Annotated in this window: 4 protein-coding genes; all 4 read right to left on the reverse strand. The window is 70.7% G+C overall.

What is annotated here, in order from left to right:
* Nucleotides 1-71: 71 nt before the first annotated feature.
* Genes OOZ19_RS10365 through OOZ19_RS10380 form a run of 4 tightly spaced genes read right to left on the reverse strand, consistent with a single transcriptional unit; the run spans nucleotide 72 to nucleotide 25,112 of the window.
* Nucleotides 72-1,283 (reverse strand): MFS transporter, encoded by a 1,212-nt coding sequence (locus OOZ19_RS10365; protein WP_266089845.1) that lies wholly within the window; start codon nucleotides 1,281-1,283, stop codon nucleotides 72-74.
* Nucleotides 1,284-1,294: 11 nt separating this feature from the next.
* On the reverse strand, nucleotides 1,295-2,194 hold the full coding sequence (locus OOZ19_RS10370) for a proline iminopeptidase-family hydrolase (protein WP_266089846.1): 900 nt from the start codon (nucleotides 2,192-2,194) through the stop codon (nucleotides 1,295-1,297).
* Nucleotides 2,191-18,084 (reverse strand): non-ribosomal peptide synthetase/type I polyketide synthase, encoded by a 15,894-nt coding sequence (locus tag OOZ19_RS10375; protein ID WP_266089847.1) that lies wholly within the window; start codon nucleotides 18,082-18,084, stop codon nucleotides 2,191-2,193. Before OOZ19_RS10375 ends, OOZ19_RS10370 begins: the two co-directional genes overlap by 4 nt.
* Complete coding sequence (locus OOZ19_RS10380) at nucleotides 18,084-25,112, reverse strand: non-ribosomal peptide synthetase (RefSeq protein ID WP_266089848.1); 7,029 nt, start codon at nucleotides 25,110-25,112, stop codon at nucleotides 18,084-18,086. Before OOZ19_RS10380 ends, OOZ19_RS10375 begins: the two co-directional genes overlap by 1 nt.
* Between the last annotated feature and the right edge of the window lie 202 nt (nucleotides 25,113-25,314).

Below are 25,314 nucleotides of genomic sequence, written 5' to 3' on the forward strand. Positions count from 1 at the left end.
GGATGCGATTCGGCCGGCCCCGCGCTCGTGCCGGGGCCCGTGTTCGCGGGCCCTGGCACGAGCGGGAGGACTCAACTCGGTTCGGGGACCTTCTCGGTTCGCGCGTCCAGCAGCCGTCGTCCCGACAGCGCCAGCGGCGCGGCGATGAGGACGGCGACGAGCATCACGGCGGCGGGCACGACCGCGGTGCCGGTGAACAGGCCGCTGGAGACCCCGGTCAGGACCGTCACCAGCAGGGCCCGCGAGCTCATCGTCAGAGATGAGGCGGCCCCGCCGAGCTCTGGGATGACCTCCATCGACCGGCCGAACACCACGGGGTAGCAGATGGCGAAGCCGACGCAGAACAGCATGATCGACACCGTCGTGGCCACCGCGCCACCGCCGACCAGCAGGAACAGCACCACTCCCGCGAGCGCCACGCCGAAGCTGATGCGCACGGTGGACTCCGGGCCGCCGAGCAGCGGGATCACCTTCGTCGCCAGCATGCTCGGAATCGCGAACGAGGCCACGATCAGCAGCAGGTGCAAGGCGAATTCCACCGTCGAGAGCCCGAAAGCACCGACGTAGAGGAACGAGCTGGAGGCGATGAACACCATGTACGAGGCGAACAGCAGGCTCGGCACCAGCGACGTCGCCACGAACAGCCCGCTGCCGAGCAGCCTGCGGTAGTCGCCGACGACCTTGCGGGCGCCGCTGCGGTCCAGCTGCCCCTTCGTCTCGGGCAGGAACAGCGCCACCAGCAGCAAGCCCAGCGCGGTGACGGCGAAGACGACGAGGTAGTTCCCGCGCCACCCGATCGTGCGGTTGACCAGCCCGCCCAGCGGCGGGGCGATCGTCATCAGGATGGACATCGCCGCGTTGGTCATGCCGAACATCGCCATGGCGCGCTCACCGCGGTAGAGGTCGCTGATGATGACGAACACCAGGACCACGGAAGTGCTCGCGCCGATTCCCTGCACGAACCGCGCGGCCAGCAGGAATTCGATGCTCGGGGCGATCGCGCAGCCCAGCGCGCCGATCAGCATGATCGAGTTCCCGATGAGCATGACGCCGCGCCGGCCGAACCGGTCCGAGAGCGGACCGTAGACGAGCGCGCCGAGGCAGTAACCCAGGAAGTTCAGGGTGATGGTCAGCTGCACGACCGAGCCCGCGACGCCGAGCTCACGGGCGATGTCCGGGAAGCTCGGCACGGACATGTCGATCTCGATGATGGTGCCGATCAGGGTGACGACCAGCAGCGCCGGGAGGTACTTCCCGGGTGTGGACCGGGTTTCTTGAGTCATTGTTCCGCTTCTCACGAGGGGACGGCGTTCACGACGTTCTCGAAGAATTCACCCCACTGCCGAGCGCATTCCTCGGGCTCTTCCAGATGCGCCATGTGTGACGCATTTGGGATTACCGTAACGCGAGCGTCCGGGAATCCCCGAGAATACGCACGACACACCTTGGGCGAGGTGAAATCGTGTTCGCCGCACGTTAGCAGAACGGGAATGCCCAACTCTGACAACCGGTCGGACCGGTGATAGGAGCGCAGATTCCCCGATACCTGGAATTCGGTCGGACCCCACATCGCGTCGCGCACGATGGGACTCGCCGCGGCCGAGCCGTGCGCCAGCACGTCCGGCCACGGCTGCCGCCTGCACAGGTACCGCTCGGCGAAGTGCAGCATCGCGTCGGCCTGCGCCGAGCCTCCCGGAACGCCCCGCACGGCCGCGCTGATCGCCGAGGCCACCCGCGGCGGCATCCGCATCAGGAGGTCCTGCATCTCGCGTTCGTGGCGCCGGACGCTGAGCACCGGCGAATGCAGCACCAGGGAGGCCAGGCCAGGCGACCCGCGCAGCGCGAGGTCGCAGGCGATCATGGTGCCGAAGGAGTGGGCGTACAGGTGGAAGCGGTCGAACCCGTGGGCCCGCACCACTTCCGCCAGCTCGTCGACGAACCGGGACAACCGCCACAGCTCTGAGTCGTCCGGGCGATCCGATCGGCCGCAGCCGAGCTGGTCGTAGACCAGCACCGGGTGCGCGGGAAGCAAACCGGCCACCGGCCGCAAGTAGTCGTGCGGGGTGCCCGGTCCGCCGTGCACCACCACGACCGGTACTCCCGGAGCTCCGGGGTTGAGCAGCTCGCTCCACACCCGGCCGCCCGGCACTGCGATCCGCACCCCCGCGCCCGGCTCGGCGTCGTGCTCGATCATCGAGTCCTCCCCAGGCCTTCGGCGATGTTCGCCACGTGCGGCATCGCGTTCATGCTCAAGTGGTTCCCCGGCACCGGGAAGTGCCGCCAGCCGCCATGGGCCAGCTCCCGCCAATGCCGGTCCTGCCCCGCGGGGAAGTCCGGGATCTCCTCCTGGTGCGAGAAGAACACGACATCGCCCGAGTACGGCTGGGGCACGTAGCGGTGCATCGCCTCGTTGTGCCTGCACCAGGTCTCCAGATACCTGGGCAGGAACTCGGCGGCCAGCATCTCCTCGAACACCGTTCCGCGCGCCGACCGGGCCAGGTGGTCGATCTTGTCCTGCAAACCGTCCAGGGCTTCGACTTCGGCGAGCGGGAAGATCTCCGGTGGCAGCCCGTAGCGCACCAGGTAGTGCAGGATCTCCACTTCCGACATCCGGTCCGGCAGGTGCCCGTGCGCGGGACTGTCGATCAGCACCGCTTCGAGCGCGCACCCGGTGCGCCGGAACACCAGTTGGGCCATCTCGTAGGCCACGATGCCGCCGAAGGAAGCCCCGCCGAGCCGGTACGGCGGTTTGAGGCCCAGCTCATCGAGCATGTCCACATAGGACTCGGCCATCCGCTCGATGGTGTCGAACTCGGCCAGCCCGTCGAGCATCGGCGAGCGGATCACGAACACCGGCTGGTTCTCGGGCAGGCACTGCGCCAGCTCCCGGTAGAAGTACACGTCTCCGCCGACCGGGTGCACCAGCACGAGCGGCGCGACCAGGTCCGGCTCGCCCTGCTTGACGCGCACCACCGACCTGGCGGGCGCCCGTTCCGGCGACTGCCGGCGCAGCTGCTCCAGCAGCGCGGCCGGCGTGTGGCGCGGCAACGCCATGAACTCGAGGCGACGACCGGTGCCGCGCTCGATCCGCGACACCAGCTGCACGGCCGCGAGCGAATCGCCGCCCTGCTCGAAGAAGTCGTCCTCCTGGCGCACCCCGGTCACTCCCAGCACGGCTCGCCACGCCTCGTCGACGACGGACTCGAGCTCGCCCACCCCTGCGGGGACCTCCGCTGCTTCGGTGCGGGCGGGACCGCGCCCGATCCAGTGCTCGGTGCGGTCGAATGCGTAGCCGGGAAGCCGAACCCGGTCGGCCGGGCCGAGTCCGAACAGCGCGCCGGCGTCGATCGCCGCCCCCGCCGCGTGCGCAGTGCCGAGCGCGGCCAGAGCGGTGGCGTGTTCACCGCCGCGTCCGGGCATGGCCGCGATCGCCGGCGCACCGCCCCGGCGGGGGTTCTTGCGGGCGAACCTGGTCAGCGCCCGTCCCGGCCCGACCTCCACCAGCAGTGCGTCCTCCGTTCCCTCCGAGTCGTGCAGGCGGTCCAGCCCAGCGGCGAAGGCGACCTGCTCGCGCAAGTGCCGAACCCAGTACCCCGGCCGGGTCACCTCGTCCGGGTCCGCCCAGTCACCGGTCAGCCCGGACACGAACGGCGTTGCCGGGTGGTGCGCCTCGACCCCGTCGAAGGCCTTCTCGAACTCGGCGAGAACCGGGTCCAGCAGCCGCGAGTGGAAGGCCCGCTCCACGGACAGCCGCTTCGCGGTGACACCGCGCTCGGCGAGTTCGGCGGCGCACCGCTCGATCGCCTCGACCGCCCCGGACAGCACGCAGCTGTCGGCGTCGTTGACGGCCGCGAGGTCCAAACCGTGCTCCTCCGCCCGGACCTCATCGGCGGGGAGGGGGACTGCCAGCATCGCGCCGGGCTCGGTCGCGGCCATCGCTCGTGCTCGCGCGCACACCAGCCGCAGTGCGTCCGGCAACGAGAACACCTCCGCCAGGCAGGCCGCCACGTACTCGCCCAGGCTGTGCCCGAGCATCGCGGAGGGCCGCAGTCCCCAGGACAGCAGCAGCTTCGCGAGCGCGTACTCGGCCACGAACAGCGCCGGCTGGGTGAACAGCGGTTCGTGCACCCGCGCGGTGCGCCCCAGCAGGTCCTGCTCGTCCACTCCGGGGAAGGCCTCCCGCAGCAGCGAAGCACATTCGTCCACAGCGGACTTGAAGACGGGTTCGGCGTCGTAGAGACCGGTTCCCATTCCTTCGTACTGGGCGCCTTGACCGGGGAAGAGGAAGACCACCGGTCGCCCCTCCCTCGCCGGGACGCAGTCGTCCACCGGTTGGTCGAGCGCGTCGAGCAGCGCGGCCCGATCGGCTCCGACGACCACTCTGCCGAACTCGAACCGGCGCCTCGCCGCCAACAGCGTGTAGCCCACCCGGCCCAGGTCGGCATCCGGCTTCTCGACCAGGTGCGCCGCCAACGCGCGCGACTGCCGCTGCACGGCCTCCCGGGTGCGGCCTGACAGCACCAGCAGCTTCCGGGTGCCGTCGGGCTCCGCGCGCCGCGCGGGAGCAGGCGCCTGCTCCAGGACGACGTGGGCGTTGGTGCCACCGATGCCGAACGAGCTGACCCCGGCCCGGAGCACGTCCCCGCGCCACTCCCGGTGCGCGGTGCCGACGGTGAAACCGCTGCCGTCCAACTCCAGTGCCGGATTCGGCTCGCGGTAGTGCAACGTCGGCACCAGTTCGCGCTTCTCCAGGCACAGCACGGCCTTGATCAGCCCGGCGATGCCGGAGGCGGCGTCGAGGTGGCCGATGTTGGTCTTCACCGCGCCGAGCACGCGGTCCGGCCCGGTGGCGCCGTCGCCGAACGCCGCGCGCAGCCCCGCGAACTCGATCGGATCTCCCAGGGCGGTGCCGGTGCCATGCGCCTCGACGTAGCCGATCGTGGCCGGGTCGACCCCTGCCCGCCGGTGCGCCGCCCGGATCACCGCGGTCTGCCTGCGGGCGCTGGGGGCGGTGTAGCCCACCTTGTCGTGCCCGTCGTTGTTGATCGCCGAACCCTTGATCACCGCTCGCACCGGGTCGCCGTCGGCCAGCGCCCGCGCCAGCGGTTTGAGCACGACCAGACCGACGCCCTGACCTTCGACGGTGCCCTGCGCCTCGGCGTCGAACGCGCGGCAGTACCCGTCCGGGGAGAACACCATGCCCTCCTGGTGCAAGTACCCCGCGGTGCCGAGCTTGCCGATCGACACTCCGCCCGCGAGCGCCACGTCGCAGTCCCCCACCAGCAGCGCCGACGCGGCTTGGTGCACCGCGACCAGCGACGACGAGCACGCCGTCTGCACGGTGACGGCCGGCCCGGTCAAGTTCAGGCGGTAGGCGGTCTTGGTGGGCAGGAAGTCGGGCCGGTTGTGGATCATCGCTTGGTACTCGCCCGCGGGGTCCAGCGGCGCCAGCGCCGGGCGTACGTGCTCGTCCAGGTAGCCGTTGTGCCCCACCCCGGCGAACAACCCGATGCTGCCGCCGTGGCCGCGCGGATCGTGGAACGCGTCCTCCAGCGCGTGCCAGGCGCATTCCAGGAAGACCCGGTGTTGCGGGTCCATGATCTCGGCTTCCCGGCGGGAGAAGCCGAAGAACGCGGCGTCGAACCCGGCGATGTCGCGCAGTCTGCTCTGGGCGGGCACGTAATCGGGGTGTTCGAGCACATCGGCGTCGACTCCCGCCGCGCGCATCCCTTCGAGGTCGTGCCGGACGATCGACTCGTGCCCGGCGGTGAGGTTGTGCCAGAACTCGGTGACGTCGTCGGCATCGGGGAAGCGGCAGGCCATGCCGATCACGGCGATGTCCTGGTCCGCCACCGGAGCCACCGCTCCCGCGGAATCGTCCACTTCGGACTGTCCGGTGAGGTGCGAGGCGAGCTCGGCGATCGTCGGATGGGTGAACAGGTCGTTGAGCCGGACCCGTCCGCGCCACGGTTCGGCGAGCCTGGCGTGCGCCTGGGTCAGCAACACCGAGTTCCCTCCGAGGTCGAAGAACCGGTCGTGCACGCCGACCCGCTCCAGTCCCAGCACCTCCTGCCACACGCGGGCCAGCTCGGCTTCGACCTCGCCACGCGGGGCGACCTGCCGGATCGCGGACTCCGCACCGGGCACCGGCAGCGCGAGGACGTCGAGCTTCCCGCTGTAGGTCAACGGGATCTCGGCCAACCCGACGAGCGCCGAGGGCATCGCGTGCGGTGGCAGCAACTCCGCCAAGTGCCGCCGCAACGCCTCCTCGTCGACGCCTTCATCGGCTGCGGAGACGTAGTAGCCGACCAGCCGTGCCGCCGCCGGAGCGCCGCGCGGGGAGAGGACGCGCGCCAGGCCGTGCCGCACGGCCGGGTGCCCGGACAGCGCCGCCTCCACCTCGCCGAGGTCGATGCGATGACCCCGCAGCTTGACCTGGTTGTCGCCACGGCCGAGGAACTCCAGTTCACCGTCACCGAACCACCGCACGAAGTCCCCGGTGCGGTACAGCCGGTGCCCGTCGACGAACCGCCGCGCGGTCAGCTCCGGGTCACCGGTGTAGCCGTGCGCGAGTCCGGTGCCGCCGATGTGCAGTTCGCCCACGGCCCCGACCGGCAGCGGCATCCCGCCCCGGCCGAGCACGTGCGCCTGCTCACCGGGCAGGGCGCGGCCGATGCTCACCGGTTCGGGCCCGCCGAGCTCGCCGCGGTAGGTCCGCGAAGTCGACCAAATCGTGGTCTCGGTCGGGCCGTAGACGTTGACGACCTCGGCGAAGTGCTCCAGCGCGACCGCCAGCAGGTGTCGTTCCAGCTTCTCGCCGCCCACCAGCAACCGCGTCGCGGTGGTGCTCCGCAGGACTTGGCGCTTCATCTCCAGCAGGCTCGGAGTCATCTGGACGAAGTCCAGGCCCGCGCAGTCCAGTTCTGGGATCATCGGGTCGGCCAGCACGATGCTGCCGCCGGTGAGCAACGTCAGCCCGTACTCCAACCCGAAGATGTCGAAGACGTGATTGGTCATGCTGCACGTGCGCAGCGGGCCGGAGCCCGCGAAGTGCCGCCGGCGGACCGCTTCCACCGTTCGGGTCACCGCGCGGTGCCCCACCACCACGCCCTTCGGGTCGCCGGTGCTACCGGAGGTGTGCAGCACGTAGGCCGGTTCATCGCCGGTCATCGGCTTCTCGCGGTCGGCGGCGTCCTCCCGGCCGATCAGCGCTTCGGTGTCCGGGTCGTCGAGCACGACCACGTCCAGCTCGGGCCACCGCCGCTCGACGCGGTCGGCGTGGCGCAGTTCGGTCACCACGCCCCGCGCACCACTGCCGGTGATCATGCGGTCGATGCGGGCATCGGGGTAGCTCGCGTCGACGGGGATGTAGGCCCCTCCGGACTTGAGCACGGCCAGCAGCCCGATGATCAGCCGTGGGCCGCGGTCGAGCAGCAACAGGAACCGCTCGCCCTCCCCCGCTGTGCTCTCGAGGTGCCGCGCGAGCCGGTTCGCTTCGGCGTTGAGGCGCGCGTAGCTCAGCACCTGCCCGTCGTGCTCCACCGCCGGGGCGTGCGGGGACCGGGCGGCGTGCAGTTCGAAACCCCGGTGCAGCAGGGGATGCGCGGGTTCGGCGGAGCCGGTGTCGTTCCACTCCGCTTGCCGCGCCAGATCGGACTCGTCGGTCAGGTCGAGCCGGTCGGCTGCCGCGTCCGGAGCTTCCACGAACCGGGTGAGCACCGATTCGATGCCGCGCAGCAACCGACGAGCGGTCTCCGGGGCGATCAGCTCACCCGCGAAGTCCAGCACCAGCGCGACGTTCTCCGCGTCCTCCACCACGGACAGGACCAGCGGGTAGTCGCGCTTCTGGTGCCGGAAGCGGAAGACCGGGCGCGGGTCGGACCCCTCGACCGCGGAAGCCGGGTAGTTCTCGTAGATGAACAGCGTGTCGAACAGCCGCCTGCCCGCCGGTTGCAGTGCCGCGAGGTCGACCGCGCTGCGAGCGTTGGCCTCCTGCACCGAATCCTGGACGCCGCGGATCTCGTCGAGCACGGTGCCGGTCCCGTCGTGGCGCACCACCAGCGGCACGGTGCTCAGGAACAGGCCGACGGCCTCGTCGATGCCCGCCACCGGCAGATCGCGTCCCGCGAGCACCGTGCCCACGACGGTGGTGGTGCTGTTGCCGTAAGCGGCCAGCAACCGGTGCCACGCGTACTGCAGGACGGCGTTGAACGTGACCCCACCGCTCGCCGCCGCGCCACGCGCCTTCCGGACCAGGTTCGCGGCGAGCACCTGCGTCTCCTGGCGCTGGTCCTCGACCTGCGAGCGAGTGCCGAGGTCCACGTGCCGCTGCTCCGGTCGCAGCAGGCCGCCGAGATCGCACGGTTCTTCCGCGCCTCGCACCTGTTCGCGCCAATACGCGTCGTGCGTCCCGACCGCCCGGCTCAGGTGCCGATGGCCGGCAGGCGCGTGGTCGGTCGGCCGTGGCACCGGCGTGCCGTCGCGCAATGCCCGGTAGGCGGCGTGCACGGCGTCGACCAGGAGCGGACTGCTCCACCCGTCGAGGATCGCGTGGTGGGTGTTGAGCAGGCAGGTGCACCGCCCGTCCGAGAACCGGAACAGCCGCACCCGGAACAAGCCCGGGGTGCCGAGGTCGTACGGGACGGCCCGGTCTTCGGCGAGCAGTTCGTCGAACGCCCGCTGCGGATCGGGGTGCCCGGTGAGGTCGTGGTACCGCCAGTCCACCTCAGCGTGGCCGGCCACCACCTGCACCGGCTGGTGGTGCCAATCGAAGTAGGTGCGCAGCGCGCCGAACGAACGCTGCGCGGCTTCCCACGCCCGGCGCAGCAGGTCCGGGTCCAGGTCCGCGTGGTAGTCCCACACCGCCTGCACCCGGTAGGCGTCGTCGACATCGCCGTGGCGCATCGCGTGCGCCAGCAGCCCCTGCTGGAGCCCGGTGGCGGGCAGCACGTCGTCGAGCTCCCGTTCGTCCTGCAACCGATCCAGCTGCGACTGGGGCAGGACGCCGTCCACGTCGCTGCCGGTGAGGTAGGCGCGCGGCCGATCGGCGACGGCGGCGACCAGGTCGGTGAGCCGCCGTTCGAAAGCCCGGGCCAGCTGCGCGCTCTCGGCGTCCGGCAGCCGGGTGCCCAGGCGGAACCGCAACCGCCCCCCGACGACCAGGCCGGCCAGGTTCACCGCGTACGGCAGCGCGTTGTCCGGGTGCATCGCCTGCCCGGCGGGTTCGTCGGTGATCCGCCAGTGCTCGCCTGCGCCGTCGTCGACTTGGCCGAGGTAGTTGAAGCACACCGGCGGCAGCGGGCGCTCGTAGCCGACCGCCGGCCCGTAGTCGACACCGTTGCCCGGCACGGAGCGCAACGACTCCTTGACGTCGATCAGCGTGTCCACCTCCGCGTTCGCGGTGCGCAGCGCGAAGGGGTGCAGCGAAGTGAACCAGCCGACGGTGCGGGTGATGTCGAGGTCGTCGGCGAGGTCTTCGCGGCCGTGTCCTTCCAGCACCACACCGTGCTCGGTCGCACCGGTCAGCTCGGTCAGCGCCGGCGCGAACGCGGCCAGCAGCAGCTCGTGCACGCCGGTGCGCAGGAAGCGCGGGCAGTCGTGCAGGACGCGACGGGTCAGCTCGCGATCGAACTCCAGCTCCAGCTCGACCGGTTCGCGTGCGGGGCGCAGCGCTTCCGGCACCGGAACGGCCACGCCGTCCCAATAGGACAGTTGAGATTCCTGCGCGTCGGACCGTTCGGCCAGCGCTCGCGCCCACTGCCGGGTGCTGGTGGGTTTCGGACCGAAGTCCTCGCCCGCGTAGGCCGCGCGGAGGTCGTCGAGGAGGATGCGCCAGCTCACCGCGTCCACCGCGATGTGGTGCACCGCCAGGAAGAGCCGGTGTCCGCCATCGGCGTACCCGCGCAGGCGCCCGACGGCCAGCAGCGGACCTCGGGTCAAGTCGAAGCCGGATTGCCAGGCGGTGAGCACCTCGTCCAAAGCTCGCCGGAACCCGTCCGTCCCTTCGGCACCGGGCAGGGTGCGCACGTCGAGTTCGCGGATCGCCGGGACCACCACGTCCCCGTCGTAGCGGTAGCCGTCCGCCGATTCCCGCATCCGCAAGGCGTCGTGCCTGCCGAGCACGGCCGCCACCGCGTCGCGCAGCGCACCCTCGTCCAAGTCCGGCGTCCTGATCAGGAAGGACTGGTTCCAGTGGTGCGGGGCGGTGAAGCCCTGCGCGGCGAACCACGAGTGGGCGGGCAGCGGCGGGACTCCGCCGTCGAGCACGCCCTGCTCCGCCCGGACCTCGCGCCGCACGGCGGCGCCCGGGAGGACCTGCTCGCAGAAGCTCTCGATCGTGCGGTGCGCGAACACCTCGCGCACGCCCACCGAAATCCCCAGTTCGCGGCGCAACCGGCTCGTCATGCGGATGGCGACGATGCTGTCCACCCCGGCCCGCAGCAGATCGTCGCGGATGCCGAGCCCCGCGGCCGGCACACCCAGCACTTCGGCCCACACGTCACGCAAGCGGGTCTGCGCGGCGGTGCGCGGCGCGACGTGCGCGGACGTGGCGGGCACCTCCGGTTCGGGCAGGGCCGACCGGTCCAGCTTGCCGTTCGCGCTCAACGGCGGTTCGACCAAGCGCAGCAGCTGTTCGGGCACCATGTACTCCGGCAGCCGTTCCGCGAGCAGCGCGCGCAGTTCGGCGGTGTCCAGCTGCTCAGGCGCGAGGTAGTAGCCGATGAGGGCCTGCACCCCGCCGGTGCCCCGGACCACCGCGACGGCCTGGTCGATGCGCGGATGCCGGGCGAGGGCGCTTTCGACCTCGCCCAGTTCCACGCGGTAGCCGTTGAGCTTCACCTGGAAATCGGTGCGCCCCAAGAACTCCATCCACCCCGAACGCGACCACCGTCCGAGGTCGCCCGTCCGGTACAGCCTGCCCAGAGCCGGGTGCTCCACGTACCGAGCCGCGGACAACTCGGGATCACGCCAATACCCCAGCGCCACGCCCGCCCCACCGATGTGGATCTCACCGGGCACGCCGACCGGGGCGGGGTCGCCCGCCGCGGTGAGCACGTGCATGCGCTGACCTGGCATGGCCACGCCGTAGGGGATGCTGGTCCACTCCGGATCGACCGCGCCGATCTCGAACCAGACCGACCAGATGCTGCCCTCGGTGGCCCCGCCCAAGCTCACGACCTCCGACTCCGGGCGCAGGGCGCGGATGCGGTCCGGCAAGCTCGTGGGAATCCAGTCGCCGCTCAGCAGCACCAGGCGCAGCGGTTCGAGCGGCTCCGCCTCGTCCACCAGCAGGCCGGCCAGTTGCGGCACGGTGTTCCACACCGTCACCTGGTGCCGCCGAACCAGCTCGGCCCAGTGCGCCGGGTCCTTCGAACGCCGCTGATCGGGGAACACGATGGCGCCGCCCGCGGCGAGCAACCCGAACAGGTCGTAGACCGACAGGTCGAAGCTCAGCTCCGAGACCGCGAGCACCCGGTCGCCCGTCCCGGCGCCGAACCGCTCGTTGACGGCCAGCACCGTGTTGAGCGCGCCGCGATGGGAGATCGTGACTCCCTTCGGACGCCCGGTCGAACCGGACGTGAAGATCACGTACGCGACGTCGTCCGGGGCGACCGCCGGCAGCACGACGTCCACCGGCTCCGCGGCCAGCGCGTCCTCGACGACGATCAGTTCGAAAGCGGCGAGGCCGTCGCGGACCTCGGCGCGCTCGTGCTCGGCGCGGGAGATCAACACCGTGGTCGCCCCGGCCTGCTCCAACACTTCGACCAAGCGCGCGACCGGCCAATCCACGTGCAGCGGCAGGTAACCCGCACCGGACTTCATGACCGCGGTGGTCGCCACGACCTGGTCGTAGCCCTTCTCCGCGAGCACCGCGATCAGCGGCGACGAGCGCCCTGCCAGCAGCCGTGCGACGTGGTCGCCGTCCCGCACCAGCTGGCGGTGCGTGTGGCTGCGTCCGGTGCCCGCGTCGACGACCGCCACCGCGTCCCAGAGGTCTTCCGCCTCGCACCGCGCGCGGTGCGCGCCGAACAAGGTGCCGTCCGCCGCTTCCCGCTCGGCGTCGTTCGCGTCCGCGATCAGGGCGAGGTCGGCCTCCGGCGTGTAGGACTCCCTGGGCAGGGTCCACTCCCCACCGGCGAGCTGCTCGATCAAGCTGACGAACAGCATGTTGAAGTGCTCGATGTCGGCGCGGTGGAACAGCTGCTCGACGTAGAGCCACTTCGCGGCGAACCCGTCGGCGGTCCGCACCGCCTGCAGGTCGATCCACGCCTGCGAAGTCTGCGCCTCCCAGTACCTGCGGCTGCGATCCTCGTCGTCGCTCAGGTGTGCGGCGCCCTCGAAATCGCGGGTGTCGCCGCCCACCGCACCCGTGAACACGATCGGCGAGACCGCCTTGGCGGTGTCCGATCCGTGCATCCGGGCGAAGTCGCGCTGCACCTGCACACCCGAGTAGAGGGCGTGCGAGACGTCCTCCCACAGCACGTCGTGGGTGCGGCGGGCGAGCAGTTCGGCGTCCCGGGGCTCGTCGACGAAGTGGTGCAGCACCGTGGAGGTGAAGTTGCCCAGGACGTTCCCGACGTCGGGCAGCACCGGCAAGCGGCGTGCGACGGTGACCGTGATCGGGAACTCGGTCGTCCCGGAGAAGTGCGCGAGGACGCTGCCGAACAGCGCGAGCAGCACGGACGACGGTGACAGGCCGCGGTTCGAGGCCTGCTCCGCGAACCGGTCCCACACCTCGGCGTCGATGTGCTCGGTGTGCTCGGCGAACCGCGGGTGCACCACCGCTTCCGGTGGTGTCCGGAACGGCAGCTCGCAACGGGCGGGCATCTCGGCCAGCCGCTGCTGCCAGTACGAGCGGTCGTCGGCGTACCACTGGGAGGAACGCAGCAGCTCGACGTGGTCCTGGTAGTCCTTGAAGCTCGCTGCGGGAAGCGCGGCCGGCGCCTGCTCGTCCCGGTAGAGCGCGTCGAGCCGCCGCAGCAGCGCGAGCCTGCTGCGCACGTCCACGGTGATGAGGTCGAAACCGGTATGCAGCACGCACCGGTCGGGAAGCCTGCTCACCTCGAAGGCGAACAGCGGGAACCGCTCCGGGTCGTGCACCTCGTGCGACATCCGGTCGCGCACGTCGGCCAGCAGGTCCTCGTCGGCGGCGGCGAACTCGTGCACCCGCAGCGCGTAGTGCGGCACCTCCGCGACGGGCAGCACCCGCTGGGACAACTCCTCCAGCGAGAACACCGTGCGCAGCACGTCGCACTCGGCGACGAGCCGGTTGATCGCGGCTTCGAGCCGCTCGGTGTCGAGATGCGGGTAGACGTGCTCGGTGTACACGTGGTTGGCGACGTTGCCGATCTCGTAACCGCCGAGGCGACCCACGAGGTACGCCTGCTGGAGGTCGGTCATGGCGAACCAGCCGCCCGGGTTCGCGCCGATCGCCGCGGGCAGCTCGCGCAGACCGGCTTCGCCGCGCACCGCGCCGAAGTCGCTCGGCGTGTAGCGGACCGCCTCGCGAGTCCGGCAGTGCTGGACGACGTCGGTCAGCGCCCGCACCACCGCGTCCCGCAACCGTTCGGTCGCCTCCGGCCCGATCCCGCTGTCGAGCCGAATCCGCAGTCGGCCGTCCGCGAGTTCGGCGAGCGCTGCCAACGCGGCGCCGGGGGCGACTCCACCGGGCATCGCCACGCCGGTCTCGCCTGGCACGATCCGCCAATCCCCGGTGCCCTCGTCGACGTTCCCGAGGAAGTTGAACCACACCGCTGGCAGGTCCCGGTAGCCGAACAGCGGGCCGTAGGACAGGCCGCGAGCGGGAATCGCGCGCAGCTCCTCCTTCACCGCCCGCACCGAGTCGCCCAGGTCCCCGCGGCACTGCAGCCGCGCCGGGAAGAAGGTGGTGAACCAGCCGAGGGTTCGGGTCACGTCGAGCCCGGCCGCGAAGTCCTCCCGCCCGTGCCCCTCCACCAGCACGTCGTGCCCGTCCTGCCCGGTGACCTCGCCGAGCGCCCGGCCCAGCGCGGTCAGCAGCAGTTCTTCGGTCGTGGTCCGGTAAGCGTGGTGGCAGTCGTCGAGCAGCAGAGCGGTTTCCGCCGCACCGAGCAGCACTTCCGCGCTCACCGGCGGCTGCGCGCCGTCGAGCGGGAATGCGGTGTCGAGCCGCGGCCGGGACTCCCAGAACTCCCGGTCGGCCTCGAAGTCGTGTTCGGCGACCGCACGCGTCCACTGTCGGTAGCTGGTGCCCTTGGCGCCCAGCTGCCGCCCTTCGCACAACGACCGCAGGTCCTCGGCCAGGACCCGCTGGCTCACGCCGTCCACGATCAGGTGATGCAGTGCGAAGAACACCCTGGCGCTGCCGTCGGCGAAGCCGTGCAGGTAGCCGAACGCGTGCAGCGGGCCGCAGGTGAGGTCGAACCCGCGCTGCCAAGCCGTGAGCGCGGCGCGCAGCGACCGGGAGAATTCCGGTGTGCCCTCCGCACCGGGCAGGTTGCGCACGTCGAGCACGTGCAGTCCGGTGTGGACCGGGTCAGCGGTGTAACGCTGCGCACCGTCCGCCCCGATGCGCAGCCGGAACGCGTCGTGGTGGGCGACCAGCTCGCGCAACGCGGCGTCCAACGCGGACGGCCGCAGTTCCGGGACGCGCACCTGGAACGCCTGGTTCCAGTGGTGCGGCCGGTCCAGCGGCAGGCCGAGGAACCACGATTGGACCGGCAGCAGGTCAGCGGGGCCTTCCAGCAGGCCCTGCTCGGTGCTGGTCACCAGCTCGGCCGCGGACCGTTCGGCGAAACCGTCGAGGCACTCGCGCAGCCGTTCCACCGTGCGGTGCGAGAAGACCTCGCGAACGGTGATCGGCACTCCGAAGTCCTGGCGGAGCCGTCCGGTGAGCCGGATCGCGACGAGGCTGTCCATTCCGTGCCGGGACAAGTCCGCGCGAACGCTGAGCTCCCCCGGCTCCAAGCCGAGCACGACCGCGCACAGCTCCCGCAGACTCTTCTCGGTCTCGTCCCTGGGCTCGGCGAACTCCGACACCCGCGGTGCGCGCGGTTCGGGCAGCGCGGCGCGGTCGAGCTTGCCGTTGGCCGTCACCGGGATCGCGTCCAACCGCACCAGCGCGGCGGGCACCGCGTGCTCCGGCAAGGCGCCGCGCAGCAAGGATTCCAGCTCGTCGTCGAGCGCCCGATCCGCCGCGTAGTACCCCACCAGCTGCTCGTCGCGAACGACGGCCGTCCCGCGGCGGACCTCGGGGTGGCGTTCCAGGCCCGCCTCGATCTCGCCGAGCTCGATGCGGAAACCCCTGACCTTCACCTGGGAATCGGCGCGTCCCACGAAGACGACGTCACCGTCGGGCAAGCGCTGCACCAGGTCACCCGTGCGGTAGAGCCGCTCCCCTGGGACAGCCGGGTCCGTGATGAACCGTTCGCCGGTCAGCTCCGGCAGGTTCAGGTAACCCCGAGCGAGGCCCACCCCGCCGAGGTGCAGTTCGCCGACCGCGTGAGCGGGCAGCGGCACGCCTGCGCCGGTGAGCACGTGCACCCGCATGTTGTCGATCGGCTTGCCCAGCCGCACCTGCCCCAACCGGTGATCGGAGCAGTCGTGGTGCAGGACGTCGATGGACGCCTCGGTGGGGCCGTACAAGTTGTGCACCTGCACGTCCGGCAGCAGCGCGTGCACCTCGCGCACCTGGGAGAGCTTGAGCTCCTCCCCGCTGCAGAACAGCAAGCGCAATCCGCGCAGCGCCGCCGGATCAGGGCCGCCGGGTGAGCGCAGCGAGTCGGTGAACGCGGCGAGCATGGACGGCACGAAGTGCACGACCGTGACGCGCTCGCGATCGATCAGCCCCACCAGGTGCTCGGGGTCCTTGTGCCCGCCGGGGTCGGCGAACACGACCGCCGCGCCGAACCAGTTGGCCCACAACAACTCCCACACCGACACGTCGAAGGAGTACGGCGTCTTCTGCAGCACGCGGTCGTCGGGGCTCAGCGGGAAGCGCCGGTTCATCCACCGGATCCGGTTCACCAGGCCCCGGTGCTCGCAGAGCACGCCCTTCGGCCGGCCGGTGGTGCCCGAGGTGTAGATGGCGTAGGCCAAGTCCTCCCCGCGAACGGCGAGCCCGAGGGCGGTGGTGGGCTGGTCCTTCCCGAGCGCGGGGTCGTCGACGGCGACCGCGGGCACCTCGCGGTCCCACTCGGCGGCTCGCACCCGGTCGGTGAGCACGACCGGCGTCGCGGTGTCGCCGAGGACGAACCGGATCCGCTCCTCCGGCCACTCGGGGTCGACCGGTACGTAGGCGCATCCCGCCTTCAGCACGGCCAGCACCGCCACCACGAGGTGTTCACCGCGGTCCAGCAGCAGGCACACCAGGCTCCCCTCGCCCACAGCGCGCTCGCCGCGCAGCGCGTGCGCGACGCGGTTGGCCCGTTCGTCCAGCTCGCGGTAGGTCAGGCTCCGTTCCTGGTGCACCACGGCGATCAAGTCGGGGGTGCGCCGGGCCTGCGCTTCGAAGAGGGCCACCGCGGTGTCCGGGCCCCCGTGGTCGACGGCGGTCGCGTTGCCGGCTTCCAAGGACCGCAAGCGATCCGGTCCCACGAGGCCCAACGACGACATCGGTTCGTCCACATCGGACTCTACGGCGGCCCCGAGGCAGACCAGGTACGAGTCGAGGACCTCCGCCACGAGGTCCGGTTCGTAGCGCGCCACCGCGCACGTGGCGGTCAACGACGTGTCGTCGCCCTGGTCCTTCGCAATGATCGAGATGCCGAACTTCTCCGCCACGTCCGAATACGGCAGCACGTGGTGTTCGGTGCCCGATTTCTCCGGAGCCGCGCGGAAGTTGTGGTAGGTGAACAGCACCCGGACCAACTCGGCCAGGTCCGCGGCACCACCGGGCAGGTCGTCGGTGAGCATGTCCAGGTTGAGCTGCTGGTGCTCGTTGAGCCAGAGCACCTGCTCGTGCACCCGGCGCGCGTTGCCCTGGAACGACTCGTCCGGGCGGTGCTCGGCGATCAGCGGGAGGGTGGTGATGAACGGGCCGACGGCGGAGTCGAACCCGGCTGGGCGGTTGCCGACGGTCGTGGCGACCGCGAAACCGGAACGACCGCCGGAGAACTCGGTGAGCACGTGGTGCAGCGCGGTGAACAGCACCGCGTAGGGGCTGATCCGATGCCGGCGGGCGAAGTCCGCGACCGCCCGGTGCAACCGGGGGCCGAGGTTCCTGGACGTGGTCACGGCACTGTTGTCCGCCGTCACGTCCGAGACGCGCCCCAGCGCCGGCTGTTCGGCACCGGCGAGCCGGCGGGACAGTTCCGCGCGGGCGGCGCGGTGTTCCGGCGACCGGGTCTCGATCTCCTGGTTCGCGGCGTGGTCGATGAAATCCGGTTCCCGGTCCAGGTCCGTGCGCGGCGGCGGAGCTCCGCCGCCGGCGAGGACGTCGTGCAGTTCCGCCAACCGCCCGGCCAGGACCTCGGTGGACGGGGCGTCGGAGAGCATGTGGTGGTGGGTGAGGCCGACGACCGCGCCTCCACGATCGGTGAACTCCACCACCTCCGGCACGACCAGGGCCCCGTCCTGGAGCGGGAACCCGATGCGCGCCCGACCGGCGCGCAGGGAGTCCAGCTCGGCCGCCGGGATCCGGGTCGTGCCGACTTCGAACGCGTCGACGGGCAGCAGGGACCAGCCGAGGTCCTCGTGCACGCGGGTGCGCAAGATCGGCTCCTGCTCCAGCAGGGCTCGCACGGCCCGCCGCGCGATCTCGGGGTCGCCCTTCGGCAGGTCCACGAACAGCGGGATCGTGTAGGTGCAGCCGAGCGCGTCGATGCGGCTCTGCAGGTACATGCCCCGCTGCACGGAGAACAACCTGCGGCCGGAGCGGTCTCCGGGAACCTTGTGCACCGAAGTGGCCCGCGCGCGTTCCGGCGAGTCGATCCCGTTGACGCGCAGCAGTTCCAGCAGCTCGTCCTTCACCTCGGACACCCGGTCCCGCAGTTCCTGCGGGAACCCGGCCTCCTTGTCGAAGGAGAACCCGAGGCGGCCGTTGTCCTTGCACCAGACCAGCACGCGTCCCGCGCGGAGTTCGTGCAGCAGCTCCAGCTCACGCATCACAGCTCTCCCTCTTCCCGGTCCGCCTCGGTGTCCGCGCCGAAGCGCGCGGCGAGACCGGCGATGGTGTCCAGCTCGTAGAGGTCGCGCAGCGACATCTCGTAGCCCAGTTCCTGTTGGAGCACGCGGACGAGCCGCATCGCCGAGAGCGAAGTGCCGCCCAGCGCGAAGAAGCTCTCCACCGCGCTCAGCTCGTCCGGTGAGCGGTGCAGGACGCGGGACCAGGCCCGGGTGAGCGCCCACTGCTCGGCGCCGGCGGGTTCCACGTACGCCGACGCGACGCGCACCGCGGGCAACCGATCGGTCGCGACCTTCCCGTTGGCGCTCAGCGGGAGCTCGTCGAGAACCGCGTACCCGCCGGGGAGCATGTACGCGGGCAGGAGGTCGGCGAGTTCGGCGGTGAGGACTTCGGTGAGGTCGCGAGCGTCCGCTGCGCTGCTCGGCGCGGACAGCTCTTCGGCCGAGACCCGGCCCGCGAGCATCGTGTGCACCCCGCGCTCCGTCGGGTGGAACCCCAGCGCGCAGGTACCGATCCCCTCATCGTGCAGCCTGTCGCGCAGCCGCTGGAACAGGAATCCCGCGGACAACCGCGCTACGTCGGTGTCCTCGCCTTCCCAGCTCACCACGCACCGACCGGACCGCAGCACCGCGTAGGCATCGGTGACGCGGTCGAACACGCCGAACTCGGCGAGGTCGACACGACGCGTGCCGTCCTGCTCGGCGTACTCGTCGTCGCCGGTGCGGGCGAATCCGGCCAACCGCAGCCGTTCCGGCGCGAATCCGCCCGAACCGGTGCCCGGACGGATGCGGCACAGCACGGTGTCGTCGTCGGTGATCCGCTCGTCCACCACCTCCACCTCGTGCGGCACGCCCCGCGCTTCGAGCTCCGCGGTGAGCAGCCCCAGCAGGTGCCCGGCTTCCAGCACGGCGAACTCGCGGGATCGTTCGCCCTGCAGCGGGACGATCGCGGGCCAGTGCGCCACCAGCGCGATCTCGTCCCCTCCGCCGAGGATCCGCTCGGCCAGCGCGTGTCCGCGGAGTTCGCCGGTCAACGGGTGGTGGTAGTACGCGCCGCGCAGGCTCTGCTCGTCGATGCCCGCGAACACGCGCACCGCGTAGCTCCCGCCCGCGGACGGGTAGCGGTACTTCGGGGTCGCCCGGCCGGGCAACTCCACCGCGGCGCAGCACCCCAGCACCGCGGCCCACCCGGCCACGTCGAGCCGGGCACCGCCTCGTATCGGGGCCGCCGTGTCGCGCACCTCGTCGTGCCGCTTGCGGATCAGGCCGAGGTCCACGTCCTCGTCCAGGAACCGCCGGTAGCTCTTGGCCACGGCGTGCACCTCGGGATCCGGCGCGTGGCCGAGGCGGCGCCCCGGTTCGGCGTCGTGCAGCACGCCGTGCGCGGCCAGCAGGAACCCGGCGCGGTCGAGTTCGGCGTCCCCGGTTTCGCCGAGCCGACGTTCGGCGGCTACCAAGTGGCCGACGAGGCGGTTGCGGTCCTCGTCGTCCTGGATGGTGACCACCGCTCGGTCCACTCCGGGAAGGCGGGACAGCTTCGCGGTGATCTCCTCCAGCTCCACGCGGTAGCCGTTGAGCTTCACCTGGAAATCGGTGCGCCCCAAGAACTCCATCCACCCCGCGCCCGACCACCGGCCGAGATCACCGGTGCGGTACAAGCGCCCCAGCACCGGGTGCTCGACGAACCGGGCACCCGACAACCCCGGGTCACCCCAGTACCCCAGCGCCACGCCCGTTCCACCGATGTGGACCTCGCCGACGACGCCCACCGGGCAATGCCCGCCCCACGAATCCAGCACGTACATGCGCTGGTTCGGCATGGCAACGCCGTACGGGATGCTCGTCCACTTCGGATCCACGGCACCGATCTCGAACCAGACGGACCAGATGCTGCCCTCCGTCGCCCCGCCCAGGCTCATCACCACGGAGTGCGGCGCGGCGCGGCGAAGGGCGTCGGGCAGTGCGGTGGGAATCCAGTCGCCGCTGAGCAGGAACGTCCGCAACGACGCGAGGCTGCCCGGTTCGGCGCCCACCTGGTCGACGAGCAACCCGGCGAGTTGCGGCACGCTGTTCCACAGGGTGATCTCGTGCCGCTGCACCAGGTCGGCCCACTTCGCCGGGTCCCTGGTGTCCTCCTGCGCCGGGAAGACGACGGTCCCGCCGACGCCGAGCACGCCGAAGAGGTCGTAGACCGACAGGTCGAAGCTCAGCTCCGAGACCGCGAGCACGCTGTCACCGGGACCGACGCCGAACCGGTCGTTGACCGCCAGGATCGTGTTCACCGCGCCCCGATGGCTGATCGTCACGCCCTTGGGAGTACCGGTCGAACCCGAGGTGAAGATCACGTAAGCGGTGTCGTCCGCGGTGACGGCGGGCAGCCGCACCGACGGATCCGGGTCCGCCGACAGCAGGTCCTCGATGACGACCAGTTCGACGCCGTCGAGCGCCGCGACGTCCTCGCGCAGCCGCTGCGCGTTCGAGACCAGCAGCGTCCGCACGCCTGCCTGCGCCAAGACCTCCCCGACCCGGCCACCGGGCCACTCCGCGCTCATCGGCACGTAAGCCCCGCCGGCGCCCATGATGCCGAGAGCACCGACTGCCTGCAGGTAGCCCTTCTCGGCGAGCAATCCGACCAGGGTTCCTGCGGCGCCGTCCAGCAACCCGGCCGCGACCGAGTGCGAATCGCGGTGCAGCTCGGCGTAGCAGAACCGCTCGTCACGCGCGGCGTCGACCACCGCGGTCCGCCGCCCGAATTCCGGGTCGCCCTTCCCGATCTCGCACAACGACACCAAGGTGGCCTCACTGCCGGGGCGGTGGTGGTCGTTGGCCTGCTCGATCAACGCGAGGTCGGCGGAGGGCAGCGGCGGGACGGGGAACGAGTCCGCCTCCCAGTCCAGCTCCGCGAGCCTCTCCAACAGCCAGCAGTACGCCGCGTGCATGTCCTCGACGACCTGCTCGTCGAAGAGCTGTTCCACGTAGTCCCACTCCGCGACGAATCCCTCGGCCGTCTCGTAGGCCTTGTTGTCCAGCCACACCTGCGAGGTCTGCGAGATCGAGTGGTCCACACCCAGGTAATCGCCGTCGAGCACCAGCTCGAACAGGTTCGCCGAGCTCCCCGACCCGAGCGTGCTGGTGAGCACCGCGGGCGCGACGACCTGGTCGACCGGCAGCCCGCGGGTGGTCTTGAGCAAGCGCTGCACGTCGACGCCGTCGAACAGGTTGTGGTCGATGTCCCGCAGCAACTCGTCGTGCACCTGCCGCAGCTTCGCCGCGATGCCCAGGTCTCGACGTGTGCGGTGGTCGAACAACCCGAGCACGGTGAAGTCTCCGACGAGATCGGTCACCTCCGGGTGCAGCGGCAGCCGGTTGAACAGGGTCAGGTTCACGCACAACCGGTCCTGCCCGCTCCACATCCCCAGCACCCGTCCGTACACCTCCAGGATCAGCCCGGTGGGGCTGATCCCGAAACGGCGGCACTTGTCCGACAGCTCACGCCACACCGGCGCGGCGATCACCGCGCTCTTGCGCCGGAAATGCGGCTTGCCCACGCTCGACGGGCGCATCCTGATCGGCAGGTTCAAGTCGATCCGGTAGTCGGAGACCTTCGCCTCCCAGTAGTCCTGCGCTTCGGCGAGCAGCTCGCTCTCGCGCACCCGCTCGTAACCGAGCACGTAATCGCGGTAGCTGATGCCGGGTTCCGGCAACTCCAGCGCGGGATCCCGGTACCGGCGCGCCCACTCGTCGAACAGCACGCCGAAGCTGGTCATGTCCACGACGATCGCGTCGAAGCTGACGTGCAGCCGGTACACGCCGTCGAGCCTGCTGACCACGACGTCGAACAGCGGGTATTGCTGCGGGTCGTAGGTCTTGTGCGAGTAGCGCCCGCGCAGCTCGTCGAGCTCCGCCTCGTCGCGGAGCTCGTGGCGCTCGATGCGATAACGGGCAACCTCGGGGAGGAACCGCTGCTCACCGTCCTCGAAGACCGTCCGCAGCGCGTGGTGCCGCAGCAGCAGACCGTTGAACGCCTCCTCCAGCCTCGGCACGTCCAGCGCCGCGTACCGGAACTCGGTGTACACGTGCGTGGACAGGTCGCTGAGCTCGAAGTTGTGGAACCGGCCCAGGTAGTAGGTCTGCTGCACGTTGGTCAGCGGGAACGGTTCGTGCAGGTTCGCCCCGTCGAGACCACCGAGCACGAAATCCCGGTAGAGGAACTCGCCCGTACCGGAGCGGACCAGCGGCACCAGCCCGCGCACCGACTTCTCCCGGAACAGGTCCCGGATCTTCAGGTCCACACCCAGCACGCTGTTGATCCGGTTGACCAGCAGGATGCCCAGGATGCTGTTGCCACCGGAGCGGAAGAAGTCGTCGGTGACGCCGACCTCGCGGCCCAGCACCGCCTGCCACAGCTCGCACAGCCGCTCCTCCAGCTCCGTGGCGGGCGCGACGTGCCCCGACACGCGGTGCAGCTCGGGATCCGGCAGCGCGCCCCGATCGACCTTGCCGTTGACGTTGAGCGGCAACGCGGGGAGCGGGATGAGCACGGCGGGCACCATGTACTCGGGCAGCGCGGTGGTCAGGTGCTCGCGGATCTCTTCGGTGCGCTCGGAATCGGCGACGACGTAGGCGGCGAGGAACCGCCCGTCGGCGTGCTCGGCCCCCGAACCATCAGCCACGACCACGAGGCTCTGCGCCACTGCCGGGTGCGTGCGCAGCGCGTTCTCGATCTCACCGAGCTCGATGCGGTGTCCGCGCAGCTTCACCTGGAAGTCGTTGCGCCCGGCGAACTCCAACGTCCCGCCCGGCAGTGATCGGACGAGGTCCCCCGTGCGGTACATGCGCTCACCACCGGCCACCAGGTCCGGCATGAAGCGGTCCGCGGTCTGCTCCTCGTCGTGCAGGTAACCGCGCGCGACTCCGCTACCGGCGATGTGCAGTTCGCCGACCACGCCCTCCGGCAGTGGCCGCCCCAGCTCGTCGAGCACGTAGCACCGCGTGTTCGCCACCGGTCGCCCGATCGGAACCGTCCCGGACGCGCCGACGAGCCGATGAGCGGTGGACCACACGGTCGTCTCGGTGGGGCCGTAGACGTTCCAGCACTCCTCCACCGCCTCGACGAGCTCGGCGGCCAAGTCCGGAGGCAGCGCCTCCCCACCGCACAGCGCCCGCACAGCGAGCTTGCGCCCGGCGAGGCGCGGCACCAGCAGCTGCCAGAGCGAGGGGGTCGCCTGCATGACGGTGACGCCGCCCCGGTCCACCAGGACCAGCAGCTTCTCGATGTCGAGCAGGTCCTGCTGTCCGGCGAGCACCACGCATCCGCCGCGCATCAACGGCAGGAAGACCTCCAGGGTGGAGATGTCGAACGCGATCGTGGTCACCGCCAGGGCCCTGTCGTCGGGCCCGAAACCGATGCGGTCGCCGATGTCCGCGGCGATGTTGGCGAAGTTGCGGTGTTCGACGGCGACGCCCTTCGGCGCGCCGGTGGTGCCGGAGGTGTGGATGACGTACGCGAGGTCCGCAGGGGCCACCGCGATGTCGAGGTCGTGGTTCGGGCGGCCCCGCACCGCTTCGCGGGCGCCCGGGTCGTCCAGCGGTACCAGCGGCGCTCCGGTTCCGGACTCGGCCAGCGCGGCGGCACCGAGGGTGTCGGTGAGCACCAGCGCAGGCCTGGATCCGGAGAGGATCAGTCCGATCCGCTGCACCGGCGCGTCCTTGTCCAGCGGCACGTAGGCGCAGCCCAGCTTGAGCACCGCCAGCAGCGCGATCAGCAGGTCCGCGTTGCGGTCGAGGTGCACCGCGACCGGCGCACCGCGCTCCGGGGCGAACTGCTCCCGCAGGTGGTGGGCGAGCCGATTCGCTGCTTCGTTGAGCTGTCGGTACGACCATTCGACGCCCTCGTGCACCAACGCCGGCGCCTCGGGCGTGCTCCGGGTCTGCCGTTCGATCGCGTGGTGGATCGGGGTGGGGTCGAACTCCGCCGTCGCCGTTTCGAGCTCCATGCGCCGCTGAGCGGGTGGCGCGAGGGCCGTGAAGTCGAAGAAGGGGCGTTCGCCGCCGCGAAGGCCTGGAAGCCGTTCGAAGAACGCGTCCACATGCTCGGACAACTGCGCGAAAAACGGCAAATTCCGCGGGTACGAGATTCGGATCACGTCACGGTGCTCGCAGAACCGCAACACGACCAGGGCTCCCGACGACTCCGGAACGCCACATCCGAACTCGATCGCGAAACCTGAATCCGGAAAGTCCTCGAACACGTCCGTGAAATCGTAGAACGGATTCTCTACCACGCTCATCGGGATCTCGCCCAACGCGGATACCACGTCTCCGACCGCAGAATCGGAGGATATTTCAGCGAATCTCGCGAGCTTTCCTCCGGGGAGGCTCACCACATGGCTGAACACGGCTCGCTTGCGAGAATTCATCAACACTTGCAGCGACAGGGCCAGCCATTCCAGGTGGATGAGCTCGATGCCGCCCGCCGGTACCGCGCACTCCACCGCGCCCCTGGGCACCTCGACCCCGGGCCGGCCGTCCGGTGCGCTCCACCTGACGTGGTCGCCGGAGCACTCCTGCCAGCGCCGCCGAGCTCGCCGGGACTCATCCTCGGCTGCCGCGTACTCGTCGAACCGGCTCTCACCGACCTCTTCGCGAGCACCGCAAGACGTGGCGGAAGCGGGAGCCGACACCTCGCGGCTGAGTTCGATGATCGCGTCCACACAAGCGTCGACCAGGGCCTCGCGCACCGCACCGGCGTGCGGAGACCGCCCGGCCGACCCGGGACATCGGGTGCGGGCGAGCGGCGTGGACTCGCCCGGTCGACCGAGCTCGCAGGTGGCGACGAGGCCGTCGGCGGTCCGCACGAGATCGAGGCCGACTCGTTCGGCACCGGTCGCCGGCAGGCCCGGACCGAACACGATCTCGTGCCCCCAGCCGGAACCGACGACTTCGCCGGGCTCCAGCACGGCGAAGTTCGGATCGTCCCGGCCCGACCACTCCCCCGATACGTCGCGCACGCACGCGGAGTGCCCGGCATCGAGCAGATAATCGACGATCGAATCGGCGAGAGGACAGAATTCACCGCCGAAAAAAACAGCAAGTCGCCGCACGGAATACCCCTCATCAAGCGAACACACGCCTCCCGCGGAATAGCCGCGAAGGCATAGATCGACCAATCCCCGCCAAGACGAATCGGCGGGGCGACTCAGAAGAAAACGG

The organism is Saccharopolyspora sp. NFXS83 (assembly GCF_026241095.1).
Lineage (GTDB): Bacteria > Actinomycetota > Actinomycetes > Mycobacteriales > Pseudonocardiaceae > Saccharopolyspora_C.

Excerpts from the sequence above, each read along its gene's own strand:
- OOZ19_RS10365 (WP_266089845.1), bottom strand. The coding sequence starts at position 1,283 with ATGACTCAAGAAACCCGGTCCACACCCGGGAAGTACCTCCCGGCGCTG.
- OOZ19_RS10370 (WP_266089846.1), bottom strand. The coding sequence starts at position 2,194 with ATGATCGAGCACGACGCCGAGCCGGGCGCGGGGGTGCGGATCGCAGTG.
- OOZ19_RS10375 (WP_266089847.1), bottom strand. The coding sequence starts at position 18,084 with ATGCGTGAGCTGGAGCTGCTGCACGAACTCCGCGCGGGACGCGTGCTG.